The organism is Kitasatospora sp. NPDC051164, assembly GCF_044455625.1.
Classification (GTDB): Bacteria; Actinomycetota; Actinomycetes; order Streptomycetales; family Streptomycetaceae; genus Kitasatospora.
Genome location: NZ_JBITFB010000004.1, coordinates 43363 through 56428, shown reverse-complemented (window position 1 = coordinate 56428; position 13066 = coordinate 43363). Strand labels below are relative to the sequence as shown.

The 13066-nt window shown below is 71.0% G+C and carries 11 protein-coding genes; 10 read left to right on the top strand and 1 reads right to left on the bottom strand.

What is annotated here, in order from left to right:
- Position 1: 1 nt before the first annotated feature.
- From murG to ACIBEC_RS07285, 8 genes are all read left to right on the top strand, one after another.
- On the top strand, positions 2-1108 hold the full coding sequence (gene murG / locus ACIBEC_RS07320) for an undecaprenyldiphospho-muramoylpentapeptide beta-N-acetylglucosaminyltransferase (RefSeq protein ID WP_030239918.1): 1107 nt from the start codon (positions 2-4) through the stop codon (positions 1106-1108).
- The gene (locus tag ACIBEC_RS07315) at positions 1101-1877 is read left to right on the top strand and encodes an FtsQ-type POTRA domain-containing protein (RefSeq protein WP_360505373.1); all 777 of its coding nucleotides are present in this window, start codon (positions 1101-1103) and stop codon (positions 1875-1877) included. Before murG ends, ACIBEC_RS07315 begins: the two co-directional genes overlap by 8 nt.
- Positions 1878-2240: 363 nt before the next feature.
- Positions 2241-3467: a cell division protein FtsZ gene (gene ftsZ, locus ACIBEC_RS07310; protein WP_360505375.1), complete on the top strand. Its 1227-nt coding sequence runs from the start codon at positions 2241-2243 to the stop codon at positions 3465-3467.
- Positions 3464-4195 (top strand): peptidoglycan editing factor PgeF, encoded by a 732-nt coding sequence (pgeF, locus tag ACIBEC_RS07305; protein ID WP_360505377.1) that lies wholly within the window; start codon positions 3464-3466, stop codon positions 4193-4195. Before ftsZ ends, pgeF begins: the two co-directional genes overlap by 4 nt.
- A complete protein-coding gene (locus tag ACIBEC_RS07300) occupies positions 4195-5004 on the top strand; it encodes a YggS family pyridoxal phosphate-dependent enzyme (protein WP_360505379.1) in 810 nt (269 codons plus the stop codon). Before pgeF ends, ACIBEC_RS07300 begins: the two co-directional genes overlap by 1 nt.
- Before the next feature lie 307 nt (positions 5005-5311).
- Positions 5312-5926 (top strand): cell division protein SepF, encoded by a 615-nt coding sequence (locus tag ACIBEC_RS07295; RefSeq protein WP_360505471.1) that lies wholly within the window; start codon positions 5312-5314, stop codon positions 5924-5926.
- 99 nt (positions 5927-6025) lie between these two features.
- The gene (locus ACIBEC_RS07290) at positions 6026-6307 is read left to right on the top strand and encodes a YggT family protein (RefSeq protein WP_030060143.1); all 282 of its coding nucleotides are present in this window, start codon (positions 6026-6028) and stop codon (positions 6305-6307) included.
- 59 nt (positions 6308-6366) lie between these two features.
- Positions 6367-7776 (top strand): DivIVA domain-containing protein, encoded by a 1410-nt coding sequence (locus ACIBEC_RS07285; protein WP_360505381.1) that lies wholly within the window; start codon positions 6367-6369, stop codon positions 7774-7776.
- 185 nt (positions 7777-7961) lie between these two features.
- On the opposite strand, the gene ileS is transcribed toward ACIBEC_RS07285, so the two are convergent.
- Complete coding sequence (gene ileS, locus ACIBEC_RS07280) at positions 7962-11093, bottom strand: isoleucine--tRNA ligase (protein ID WP_360505383.1); 3132 nt, start codon at positions 11091-11093, stop codon at positions 7962-7964.
- A gap of 677 nt (positions 11094-11770) precedes the next feature.
- On the opposite strand from ileS, the gene ACIBEC_RS07275 reads away from it, so the two are divergent.
- Together ACIBEC_RS07275 and lspA are read left to right on the top strand one after the other, a co-directional pair.
- The gene (locus ACIBEC_RS07275) at positions 11771-12235 is read left to right on the top strand and encodes a TraR/DksA family transcriptional regulator (protein ID WP_360505385.1); all 465 of its coding nucleotides are present in this window, start codon (positions 11771-11773) and stop codon (positions 12233-12235) included.
- Positions 12236-12407: 172 nt separating this feature from the next.
- A complete protein-coding gene (gene lspA, locus ACIBEC_RS07270) occupies positions 12408-13043 on the top strand; it encodes a signal peptidase II (RefSeq protein ID WP_396287813.1) in 636 nt (211 codons plus the stop codon).
- Positions 13044-13066 lie beyond the last annotated feature (23 nt).

Here is a 13066-nt window from a genome sequence, read left to right as displayed (position 1 = left end):
GGTGCATGTCGTACTCGCCGGCGGGGGGACCGCCGGTCACATCGAGCCGGCTATGGCCCTCGCGGACGCCCTCCGCAGGCACGACCCGTCCATCGGGATCACCGCCCTGGGCACCGAGCGCGGTCTGGAGACCCGGCTGGTGCCCGAGCGCGGCTACCAGCTGGAGCTCATCCCGGCCGTCCCTCTGCCGCGCAAGCCCACCCCGGAGCTGATCACCGTCCCCGGCCGGCTGCGTGGCACCGTCCGGGCCGCCCAGGAGATCATCGAGCGGGTCAACGCGGATGCCGTGGTCGGCTTCGGCGGCTACGTCGCGATGCCCGCCTACCTGGCCGCCAAGCGGGCCGGCGTGCCGATCGTGGTGCACGAGGCGAACGCCCGCCCGGGCCTGGCCAACAAGATCGGCGCCCGCTACAGCGACTTCGTGGCGGTCTCCACGCCCGACAGCAAGCTGCGCGACTCCCGGTACATCGGCATCCCGCTGCGCCGAACCATCGCGACCCTGGACCGCAACGCGGCCCGCCCGGAGGCCCGGCACTACTTCGGCCTCGACCAGCGGCTGCCCACCCTGCTGGTCTCCGGCGGCTCCCAGGGCGCTCGCCGGCTCAACGAGACGGTCACCGCGATCGCCCCGCGGCTGCAGCAGTACGGCGTGCAGATCCTGCACGCGGTCGGCCCCAAGAACGAGCTGCCGCAGGTCGCGGACGTCCCCGGGATGCCGCCGTACCGCCCGGTGCCGTACCTGGACCGGATGGACCTCGCCTACGCGGCGGCCGACATGATGCTCTGCCGGGCCGGTGCCATGACGGTGGCCGAGCTGGCGGCCGTCGGCCTGCCCGCCGCCTTCGTCCCGCTGCCGATCGGCAACGGCGAGCAGCGGTTGAACGCCCAGCCGATGGTCAAGGCCGGCGGCGGCCTGCTGGTGGACGACGCCGAGCTGACCCCGGACTGGGTGCTGCAGAACGTGCTGCCGGTGCTCACCGACCCGCAGCGGCTGTGGGACATGAGCCGGTCCGCGGCCGAGTTCGGCCGGCGGGACGCCGACGACCTGCTGGTCGGCATGGTCTACGAGGCGATCCAGGCCCACCGCGGCGGCCGCCGCCGTGGCTGACGGCCGGCTCGCCGACCCGCTCGAAGCGGAGCTGGAGGACGAGGAGTCCGCTCCTCGCCTCCGGCTCTCCCGGCGGGGCATCGTGGTGCTGAGCGTGCTCGGCGCCGCGGTCTTGGGCGGGCTGGCCTGGCTGGTGTTCTACTCGTCGGTGCTGGACGTTCGCAGCGTCGCCGTCCAGGGGACGACCGACGACAAGCTGACGGCGGCCCAGGTCCGCGACGCGATCGGCGGGCTCGGCGACGGCCCGCTGGCCCGGGTGGACCTGGACGACGTCCGGCACCGGGTGGAGGCGATCCCCCGGGTGTCGAAGGCCGAGGTGTGGCGGGGCTGGCCGCACACCCTGCAGGTGAAGGTCGCCCAGCGCAAGGCGGTGGCCGCCGTCAAGGGGGAGGACGGCCGGTTCACCCAGGTGGATGCCGGGGGCGTGAGCTTCGCCACCGAGGCGGCCCCGCCGCAGGGCGTGCCGGTGGTGGAGCTGCGGCTCAGTCAGCAGGCGAACGACGTGGACGGGGTGATCTCCCGTCCGCAGTTGGTCCAGGGCGCGGTGGCGGTGGCCGCCGGGTTGCCGCCGAACGTCGCCAAGCGGGCCGGGGCGGTGCTGGTGCACTCGTACGACGACATCGAGCTGCAGCTCAGCGGGGGTGCGACGGTGCGCTGGGGGAGTCCGGAACAGATCGACCGGAAGGCCCGGGTGCTGGTGGCGCTGCTGAACCAGAAGGGTACGAACTTCGATGTGACCGCTCCGGAGGCGCCGGCGGTGTCGGGATGATCCGGTAGGTTCTGTGCCTGAGGGAGGGGTTGACGCCTCGAAGTGTCGGCCTGAACCTTGGTGGTCACCCCGGTTTCCTATGCCGGCTGATGATCACATAGGCTCAAAAGAAAAGGGGAAGCTCGGCGTGTTCGTTGAAACACGTGCCAAGAGCCACCTAGTGTCCTGTGTCACCAGACTGTGCCACTTGGTGATGTGACGAAGGCACAGGACTAACCCTAAAGGTCAAGTTTAGGGTTGGGGTCGGCGGTCGGCATTTCGGACATTCAGTCAGAAACCAGGCTCCCTACCCATCGACATCCGTCGGAACGGACCCTCGCCGGGCCGGGCCGACCCGGAAATTCGAGGCGAGAGGCCTTCGACGTGGCAGCACCGCAGAACTACCTCGCAGTCATCAAGGTCGTCGGAATCGGCGGCGGTGGTGTCAACGCCATCAACCGGATGATCGAGGTCGGTCTCAAGGGCGTCGAGTTCATCGCGATCAACACCGATGCGCAGGCCCTCCTGATGAGCGACGCCGACGTCAAGCTCGATGTGGGCCGTGAACTCACCCGGGGCCTCGGCGCCGGCGCCAACCCCGAGGTCGGCCGCAAGGCCGCCGAGGACCACCGCGAGGAGATCGAGGAGGTCCTCAAGGGGGCCGACATGGTCTTCGTGACCGCCGGTGAAGGCGGTGGCACGGGCACGGGCGGCGCGCCCGTCGTCGCCAACATCGCGCGCTCCCTGGGCGCCCTGACCATCGGCGTGGTCACCCGCCCCTTCACCTTCGAGGGCCGGCGCCGGGCCAACCAGGCCGAGGACGGCATCGCGAGCCTGCGCGAAGAGGTCGACACCCTCATCGTGATCCCCAACGACCGGCTGCTGTCCATCTCGGACCGCCAGGTCAGCGTGCTCGACGCGTTCCGCTCGGCCGACCAGGTCCTGCTCTCCGGTGTCCAGGGCATCACCGACCTGATCACCACCCCGGGTCTGATCAACCTCGACTTCGCGGACGTCAAGTCCGTCATGTCGGAGGCCGGTTCGGCCCTCATGGGCATCGGCTCGGCCCGCGGTGAGGACCGCGCCAAGGCCGCCGCCGTGATGGCGATCTCCTCGCCGCTGCTGGAGGCCTCGATCGACGGCGCCCGCGGCGTTCTGCTCTCCATCTCGGGCGGCTCCGACCTCGGCCTGTTCGAGATCAACGAGTCGGCCCAGCTGGTCAGCGAGGCCGCCCACCCCGAGGCCAACATCATCTTCGGCGCGGTCATCGACGACGCGCTCGGCGACGAGGTCCGGGTCACCGTCATCGCGGCCGGCTTCGACGGCGGGCAGCCGCCGGCGATCGTCCGTGACCCGGTGGTCAAGTCCACCGCCTCGGACCGCCCGGCCACCCCGCCGGCCGCCCCGGACCGCCCGGCCAGCCGGCCGTCGTACGGGAGCATCGGCTCGGTGGCGTCCCGTACGGAGGAGACCCCGGCCGCGTCGACCCGGGCCGAGACCCCGGCCACCACGACCGCCGCCGCCCCGGTGCCGCCGCAGGTGCAGCCGGTCCGGCAGCCCTACGTGGAGAGCCCGGCCGAGGAACTCGACGTCCCGGACTTCCTTAAGTGATCGATCACGCGGTACACGCGGGTGCTCACTTCGCCTTCACCGACCGGTGGGGCGGGGTGAGCACTTCGCCATACGGGGAGCTCAACCTCGGCGGCGCCGTGGGGGACGACCCGGGGGCCGTCCGGGAGAACCGGGCGCTCGCCGCCCGGGAGCTGGGGATCGAACCGGCCGACGTGGTGTGGATGAACCAGGTGCACGGCGCCGAGGTCGCCGTGGTGACGGAGCGCCAGCCGCTGGGGGCGGCCCCGACGGTGGACGCGGTGGTCACCGACCGGCCGCTCGCCCTCGCGGTGCTGACCGCGGACTGCACGCCGGTGCTTCTGGCCGACCCGGTGGCCGGTGTGGTGGGCGCGGCCCACGCGGGCCGGCCCGGGCTGGCGGCCGGGGTGGTGCCTGCGGTGGTCCGGGCGATGGTCGAACTGGGGGCCGAGCCCGGGCGGATCACCGCCGCCACCGGGCCCGCGGTCTGTGGCAGCTGCTACGAGGTGCCGGCCGAGCTGCGCGCCGAGGTCGCCGCCGTGGTGCCGGAGGCCTTCGCCGAGACCTCCTGGGGGACCCCGGCCCTGGACGTGCCGGAGGGAGTCGCGGCCCAGCTGGCCGCGATGGGGGTCAAGGAGCCGGTGCGGTCACCGGTCTGCACCCTCGAATCCGCCGATCACTACTCCTACCGCCGCGAGCAGCGCACGGGTCGGCTCGCGAGCTACGTCTGGTTGGGCTCCGATCATTGATGACGAATGACATCTACGGACCGTTCCCGGGTGGTCCCGGCCCCTTCTCGCCCGGTCAGGACTGGCTGGGTGCGCTGACGGAGGGCCGACGGGCCCGGTACGAGGAGCTCGGGACCAACCTCGAGGTGGTCGAGCGCCGGATCGCGGCCGCCTGTGCGGCCGCCGGGCGCTCCCGGGACGAGGTCACCCTGATCGTCGTCACCAAGACCTACCCCGCCGAGGACACCGCGCTGCTGGCCGGACTGGGTGTGACGGATGTCGCGGAGAACCGCGACCAGGACGCCGCACCCAAGGCGGAGCAGTGCAGAAACCTTCCTCTTGACTGGCACTTCGTCGGACAGCTGCAGACCAACAAGGTGCGCTCGGTCGTCGGGTACGCGAACCACGTGCACTCGGTGGACCGGCTGCGGCTGGTCGAGTCGCTCTCCGCGGCGGTGCTCAAGTCGGAGCGCCCCGAGCTGGGCTGCCTGGTGCAGGTGGCGCTGGACAAGGCGCACGGCGAGGGCGCGCACCGGGCCGGGGTCGCGCCGGAGGACGTCGCGCGGCTGGCCGACGCCATCGCCGACACGCCCGGGCTGCGGCTTGACGGTGTGATGACCGTCGCTCCGCTGGCCGGACCGCTGGCCGGAGACCCGGCCCGGGCCTTCGATCGGCTGGCGGAAATCGCAACCGGCGTACGGACGGCCCATCCTGCTGCCACCATGGTCTCCGCAGGCATGAGCGGCGACCTTGAGCAGGCGATTGCCGCCGGAGCGACACATGTGCGCGTCGGAACGGCGGTACTCGGAGTGAGGTCACCCCTCAGGTAACGTCACCGGGTAAGTAGATCAGACTGCAGGACAAAATAGGACAGAATCTAGCAGCTCTTCGGAGCGCTAGCGAACCGTGGATCGCAGCTCCGCGGACCCCACTCCACGAACCCTGACAGGCCGTCGGCCTGACGCGCCGTCGTGGATGGACCGTGGAATCCGCAGGCAGGGCCATACGGCCCCGGCCGCCGGGAGACGGATCCGGTCCCACGGAGTGAGCGAAGCGAGCGACCATCGGACAGGGCGCGGCTTCGCGGAGTAGCCACCGGGCGCCAGCTCGGTGGCCATGAGCGGAGGAGACAGGAGCATGGCCGGCGCAATGCGCAAGATGGCGGTCTACCTCGGCCTCGTGGAGGACGAGACGTACGACGGCCAGGGGTACGACCCCGACGACGATTACGACGCGGACCCCGAGCCGATCCGGACGGGACAGCGGACCGAGGACATCCCCCGGCCGGCCGCCCCGGCCGCCGCCACGCCCGCCCCGGTCTCCTCGATCACTCCGCAGCCGGTGCCGGCGGCGGTGCCGATCCGACAGGAGACCCCGAGGATGGCCCCCGTGTCGTCCATCACACCCGAACGCCGCCACAACCTGGAGAAGAGCGCCCCGGTGATCATGCCCAAGGTAGTGAACGAACGAGAGCCCTACCGCATCACCACGCTGCACCCCCGGACCTACAACGAGGCCCGTACCATCGGGGAACAGTTCCGTGGCGGCACTCCTGTGATCATGAATCTGACCGAGATGGACGACACGGATGCGAAGCGGCTCGTAGACTTCGCCGCTGGACTCGTCTTCGGTCTGCACGGCAGTATCGAGCGCGTGACACAGAAGGTGTTCCTGCTGTCGCCTGCTAACGTCGATGTCACGGCGGAGGACAAGGCTCGGATCGCCGAGGGTGGGTTCTTCAACCAGAGCTGACCCGGCCACGACTTTACGTGTGGATCTGATCAACAGTGGGTTAGCGACAGGTGACGAGGGCGGGCCCGAGGGCTCGGGACCGGGGAGAGGGAAAACGCGATGGACATCGTGTGGGCGGTGCTCTACTACGCCCTGACCGTCTTCCTGGTGTTCCTGCTCGTGCGACTGGTCATGGACTGGGTCTTCCAGTTCGCGCGTTCGTGGCGGCCTGGCAAGGCCATGGTCCTGGTCCTGGAGGCCACGTACACTGTCACGGATCCGCCGCTCAAGCTTCTTCGGCGGCTCATTCCGCCGTTGCGTTTCGGGGGCGTGGCGCTCGACCTGTCCTTCTTCGTACTGATGATCATTGTGTATGTCCTGATCTCGCTTGTGCACCCCTAGTCGTAGGTGAGCGATGCGACAGGATGCCGGTGTGCCGACGATCACGTTGAGGTGAAGAGATGCCATTGACCCCCGAGGACGTTCGGAACAAGCAGTTCACGACCGTCCGCCTGCGTGAAGGCTATGACGAGGACGAGGTCGATGCCTTCCTCGACGAGGTCGAGGCGGAGCTGACGCGCCTCCTCCGGGAGAACGAGGACCTGCGCGCCAAGCTGGCCGCCGCGACTCGTGCCGCCGCGCAGAACCAGGCCAACCTGCGCAAGGAGCCGCCGCAGGACGCCCCCCGTCAGGGTGGCGCCCCCGTCCCGGCCGCCATATCCGGCCCGCCCATCCCCGGCCAGCAAGGCCCGGGTGGTCCGCAGCAGATGGGCCCCGGCGGCCCGCAGCAGCAGATGGGTCAGGGTGGTCCGCAGCAGATGGGCCCCGGTGGCCCGCAGCAGCAGATGGGCAACCAGCCGCTCGGCCTGCCCGCCGGCTCCGCCCCGCAGCTGCCGCCGGCCGGCGGCCAGCAGCAGCAGATGAACCAGACCATGGGCGGCCAGCAGCAGCTGGTCCAGCCGATGGGCGGTCAGATGCTCCAGCCCATGGGCGGCCCCGGTGGCCCGCAGCAGATGGGCAACCCGATGGGCCAGGGCATGGGCCAGGGCCAGGGTATGGGCCAGGGCATGGGCCAGGGCATGGGTCAGCAGCAGATGCAGCAGATGGGCGGCCCCATGGGCGGCCAGCAGCAGATGGGCAACCCGCAGCAGATGGGCGGCCCGCTCGGCGCCCCGATGCAGCAGCAGGGCCCCGGTGGCGACAGCGCGGCCCGCGTGCTGGCGCTCGCCCAGCAGACCGCCGACCAGGCGATCTCCGAGGCGCGTTCCGAGGCCAACAAGATCGTCGGCGAGGCGCGCAGCCGGGCCGAAGGCCTCGAGCGCGACGCCCGTGCCAAGGCCGACGCCCTGGAGCGGGACGCGCAGGAGAAGCACCGCGTCGCGATGGGCTCCCTGGAGTCCGCGCGGGCCACGCTGGAGCGCAAGGTCGAGGACCTGCGGGCGTTCGAGCGTGAGTACCGCACGCGTCTGAAGTCGTACCTGGAGACCCAGCTCCGTCAGCTGGAGTCGCAGGCCGACGACTCGCTCGCCCCGCCGCGGATCCCCGCCACCGCGTCGCTGCCGCCGGCAGCCTCGTCGATGGCGTCGGCCGGTGCCGGTGCGATGGGCAGCGGTGCGCCGAGCTTCGGTGGCAACCAGCCGTCCTTCGGGGGCAGCTCGCCGTCCTTCGGCGGGAACAGCTCCTTCGGCGGCAACACCTCGGCGCCGAGCTTCGGTGGACAGCCCAACGTCGGCAACAGCGGTGCTCCGCAGATGCAGCCGGCCGGGATGACCCAGCCGATGGCGGCCGTCCGGCCGCAGCCGCCGCAGCCGATGCAGCAGGCTCCGGCACCGATGCGGGGCTTCCTGATCGACGAGGACGGCGACAACTGAGGTTGTAGCAGGGCCTTCTGAGGGCGTCCCCTTTCTGACCTCCGGGTCGGGGAGGGGGCGCCCTCTTGTGTGGGCGGGTGGGGGTGGAGACGGGGCCGGGCCGGGGGTTCGGGGGAGGGGCGCGGGGTGGGTGTGGGTATGGCGAAGCCGCCGTCACCCGGGGGTGACGGCGGCTTCGCCGGGGGTCAGGCCTTGCGGAGTTGGAAGGCGAGGCCGAGCGAGTCGTCGGTGAAGGTCTCGGAGTCCCAGTCGGCTGCGCCGGCGGCGAAGTCGGTGGCGAGGACCTCCTCGGCGACGAGGGGGCCGTGTTCGGCGATGGCCTCGGCGGTCTCCTCGGTGGCGGCGCGCCAGCGCAGGACGATGCGGTCGGCGACGTCCAGGCCGGAGTTCTTGCGGGCCTCCTGGATCTGGCGGATGGCGTCCCGGGCGACGCCGAGGCGCTTGAGCTCCGGGGTGATGGCCAGGTCGAGGGCGACGGTGGCGCCGGACTCGTTGGCGACGGCCCAGCCCTCGCGCGGGGTCTCGGTGATGATCACCTCGTCCGGCGAAAGGGTGATCGTCTCGCCGTCGAGCTCGACTCGGGTCTCGCCGTCGGCGCGCAGCTCGGCGGCCAGGCGGGCGGCGTCGGTGGCGGCGACCGCCTTGGCGACGTCCTGCACGCCCTTGCCGAAACGCTTGCCCAGCGCGCGGAAGTTGGCCTTGGCGCTGGTGTCGACCAGCGAGCCCCCGACCTCCGCGAGCGACTCCAGGGTGGAGACGTTGAGCTCCTCGGCGATCTGCGCGCGCAGGTCGGCGGGCAGCTCCTCCCAGCCCTGGGCGGCGACCAGCGCGCGGGAGAGCGGCTGACGGGTCTTCACGCCGGACTCGGCGCGGGTGGCCCGGCCCAGCTCGACCAGGCGGCGGACCAGCGCCATGTGCCGGGACAGGTCCGTGTCGATCAGCGACTCGTCGGCCTGCGGCCAGGTGGCCAGGTGGACCGAGGCCGGGGCGTCCGGGACGACCGGGACGACCAGGTCCTGCCAGACCTGCTCGGTGATGAACGGGGTGAGCGGGGCCATCAGGCGGGTGACCGTCTCCAGCGCCTCGTGCAGGGTGGCCAGCGCTGCGGCGTCGCCCTGCCAGAAGCGGCGGCGGCCGCGGCGGACGTACCAGTTGGACAGGTCGTCGACGAAGCCGGAGAGCAGCTTGCCGGCGCGCTGGGTGTCGTACGCCTCGAAGGCCGCGTCGACCTCGCGGACCAGGGTGTTCAGCTCGGAGAGCACCCAGCGGTCCAGCTGCGGGCGGTCGGCCGGGGCCGGGTCGCTCGCGGAGGGCGCCCAGTTCGAGGTGCGGGCGTACAGGGCCTGGAAGGCGACGGTGTTCCAGTAGGTGAGGAGGGTCTTGCGGACCACCTCCTGGATGGTGCCGTGGCCGACCCGGCGGGCCGACCAGGGCGAGCCGCCGGCCGCCATGAACCAGCGGACGGCGTCGGCGCCGTGCTGGTCCATCAGCGGGATGGGCTGCAGGATGTTGCCCAGGTGCTTGGACATCTTGCGGCCGTCCTCGGCCAGGATGTGGCCCAGGCAGACGACGTTCTCGTAGCTGTTCTTGTCGAACACCAGGGTGCCGACCGCCATCAGCGTGTAGAACCAGCCGCGGGTCTGGTCGATCGCCTCGGAGATGAACTGCGCCGGGTAGCGCTTCTCGAACAGCTCCTTGTTCTGGTACGGGTAGCCGTACTGGGCGAAGGGCATCGAGCCCGAGTCGTACCAGGCGTCGATGACCTCGGGCACGCGGGTGGCGGTGCCGCCGCAGTCGCGGCAGGCGAAGGTCACCGCGTCGATGTACGGGCGGTGCGGGTCGAGGCCGCTCTGGTCGGTGCCGGTGAGCTCGGTCAGCTCGGCCAGCGAGCCGACGCAGGTGAGGTGGCCCTCCTCGCAGCGCCAGATCGGCAGCGGGGTGCCCCAGTAGCGGTTGCGGCTGAGTGCCCAGTCGATGTTGTTGTTCAGCCAGTCGCCGAAACGGCCGTGCTTGACCGTCTCAGGGAACCAGTTGGTGGCCTCGTTCTCGCGGATCAGCGCGTCCTTGACGGCGGTGGTCCGGATGTACCAGGACGGCTGCGCGTAGTAGAGCAGCGCGGTGTGGCAGCGCCAGCAGTGCGGGTAGCTGTGCTCGTACGGCAGGTGGCGGAAGAGCAGGCCGCGCTCCTTGAGGTCCGCGACCAGGGCCTCGTCGGCCTTCTTGAAGAACTGGCCGCCGACCAGCGGGACCTCGGGGGCGAAGGTGCCGTCGGCGAGCACCGGGTTGACCACCGGCAGGCCGTACTTGCGGCAGGTCGCGAGGTCGTCCGCGCCGAAGGCGGGGGACTGGTGGACGATGCCGGTGCCGTCCTCGGTGGTGACGTAGTCGGCGTTGAGGACGTAGTGCGCGTTCTCGATCTCGACCAGGTCGAAGGGGCGGCGGTAGGCCCAGCGCTCCATCTCGGCGCCGGTGAAGGACTCGCCGGTGGTCTCCCAGCCCTCGCCGAGGGCCTTGGCGACCAGCGGCTCGGCGACGACCAGCTTCTCGTTGCCGTCGGTGGCCACCACGTAGGTGACCTCGGGGTGGACGGCGGCGGCGGTGTTGGAGACCAGGGTCCACGGGGTGGTGGTCCACACCAGCAGGGCGGCCTGGCCGGCCAGCGGGCCGCTGATCAGCGGGAAGCGGACGAAGACCGAGGGGTCGACCACGGTCTCGTAGCCCTGGGCCAGCTCGTGGTCGGACAGGCCGGTGCCGCAGCGCGGACACCAGGGGGCGACCCGGTGGTCCTGGACCAGCAGGCCCTTGTCGAAGATCTGCCGGAGCGACCACCAGACGGACTGGACGTACGACGGGTCCATCGTCCGGTAGGCCGAGTCCAGGTCGACCCAGTACCCCATGCGGGTGGTCAGCTCGGCGAAGGCGTCGGTGTGGCGGGTCACCGAGTCGCGGCACTTGGCGTTGAACTCGGCGATGCCGTACGCCTCGATGTCCTGCTTGCCGGAGAAGCCGAGCTCCTTCTCGACGGCGAGCTCGACCGGGAGGCCGTGGCAGTCCCAGCCGGCCTTGCGGGCGACGTGGTAGCCCTTCATGGTCCGGTAGCGCGGGAAGACGTCCTTGAAGACGCGGGCCTCGATGTGGTGGGCGCCGGGCATGCCGTTGGCGGTCGGCGGGCCCTCGTAGAAGACCCACTCGGGGCGGCCCTCGGACTGTTCCAGACTGCGCTGGAAGATCTTGTTGTCCTGCCAGAACGACAGGATCTGGTGCTCCAGGGCAGGCAGGTCCACCTGCGCCGGGACGGGGTTGTAGGAGCTGCTCATCGCGGGCGTCTACCTCCGGCGGATGCTGGGACTGGATCCTCCGGAGGGACGAGACGGCCAGGCCGCCCCGCGGTACCACCCTCCTTGGCCGCGGTGCTGCGTTGCGGCCCTCTTGTTTGGGCTTGCTGCCGGGTCTAGTGGACCGCCGCGGGCTTCGCGGTGGCCGTTCTTCCGGCGGCTCCGGGGTGATCTTCCCGTCGTGCACACCCCCGGGCTCGCACCATCCCCGGGTCGCTCGTGGCTGCGTACGTCGGTACTCGTCCCATCTGCGCCTTGCAGGGCCAGTGTATCGGCCGGGCGAGTCGGTTTGTCCAAACCGTTTCGGGCGGGCGGCCTCCGGGGCGGGCAGCCGGGTTGGTGGCCGGGCTGGTGGCGGGGCTGGTCAGGGCGGTGGTCGGGGCGGTGGTTAGGCGGGGGCGATGTGGGCACAACCCTGTCAGCGCGAGGGGCGTGGCGGCTGGGGCGGCTGCCTGGGTGGGATCGTTACGAGGCGTCGGTATGTCATGTTGTGACCGGTTTTGATCGGGATTATCGTTCCGGCACTGGAAGCCGCCGGGAACCGGCGGCTCGATTCGTTCGTAGATGGGGTCGAAGCCATGGCTGAGAAGGGAACCGGCGCGGGTACCGCCACCAAGCGGGCACGCAAGGCCGTGGCGGTCGATCCAGGGGAGGGGACCGTGACCACTACCGCACCGAAGTCCAGCACCGACACCGTCACCGTGCCGCGTGGGGCCGAGTCCGTGGACCCGGCAACGCTGCCGGTCCGGCCCGGCGAGGACCCGTGGACCACCGAGGAGGTCCACGAGCTGCACAACGAGCTGATCGGCGAGCTGGAGCGGCTGCAGAACGAGATCGACGCCGCCGAGGCGGCCATCTCCGGTCTGATGCGCGACTCCAACGACGGTGCCGGCGACGACCAGGTCGACGCCGGGACGAAGAACATCTCGCGGGAGAGCGAGCTGGCGCTGGCCAACAACGCGCGCGACAGCCTCGCCCAGACCGAGCGCGCCCTGGGTCGGCTGGAGGGCGTCGGGTTCGGCACCTGCGAGTCCTGCGGAAAGGCCATCGGCAAGGCCCGGATGCAGGCCTTCCCACGGGCGACGCTCTGCGTGCAGTGCAAGGCCAAGCAGGAACGCCGCTGAACCGGCTGCCGAACCGGGCGACCGGAGCGACGCGGGGGGTCGGGCTTGCCGTACGCTCGACCCCGTAACGTCGCCTGACTCGTCTGTTCGTGGTTGCGGACGCGGTCGGGTCGGCACTGGCCCACCACCCTCCCCCTCCTACGCCGGGGGAGCTCCATCGGCAGCGGAGCGGATCATCAGTACGCAAGGTTCCCCCCAGACCCGGGACGACGCAGTCCCGTCCCCCGCCGATGGCGTGGAGGTGCCCGTGGCCGAGCCGTCCGAGGCGGTGTCCGTGGACGAACCGACGGTGGCGGAGAAGCCCAAGGGCCCGCGGCGGATCGGGGTACTGCTGGTCATCGCGGTCCTCGCCTTCCTGATCGACCTCGCCAGCAAGCTGCTGGTCGTCGCCAAGCTGGAGAACCACTCGGCGATCAAGGTGATCGGGGACGTCGTCACCTTCCAGGTGATCCGCAACTCGGGCGCGGCCTTCGGCATGGGCCAGGCCCTGACCGTCGTCTTCACGATGATCGCCTCCGCCGTCATCGTGGTGATCTGGCGGATCGCCCGCCGGCTGTACAGCCTGCCGTGGGCGATCGCGCTCGGACTGCTGCTCGGCGGGGCGCTCGGCAACCTCACCGACCGGCTGTTCCGCTGGCCCGGCGTCTTCCGCGGACACGTCGTGGACTTCATCTCCGTCCAGCACTTCGCGGTCTTCAACCTCGCCGACTCGGCGATCGTCTGCGGCGGGATCCTGGTCGTGCTGCTGTCCTTCCGGGGCAGCAACCCGGACGGGACCGTCCACCAGCAGGGTGGCAAGGAGGAGTAGCGCGGCGGCCGCCCGCCCGCCCC

Coding starts and splice junctions, on each gene's coding strand:
- ACIBEC_RS07290 (WP_030060143.1), top strand. CDS start 6,026: ATGGACATCGTGTGGGCGGTGCTCTACTACGCCCTGACCGTCTTCCTG.
- ACIBEC_RS07300 (WP_360505379.1), top strand. CDS start 4,195: ATGACGAATGACATCTACGGACCGTTCCCGGGTGGTCCCGGCCCCTTC.
- ACIBEC_RS07295 (WP_360505471.1), top strand. CDS start 5,312: ATGGCCGGCGCAATGCGCAAGATGGCGGTCTACCTCGGCCTCGTGGAG.
- ACIBEC_RS07285 (WP_360505381.1), top strand. CDS start 6,367: ATGCCATTGACCCCCGAGGACGTTCGGAACAAGCAGTTCACGACCGTC.
- ileS (WP_360505383.1), bottom strand. CDS start 11,093: ATGAGCAGCTCCTACAACCCCGTCCCGGCGCAGGTGGACCTGCCTGCC.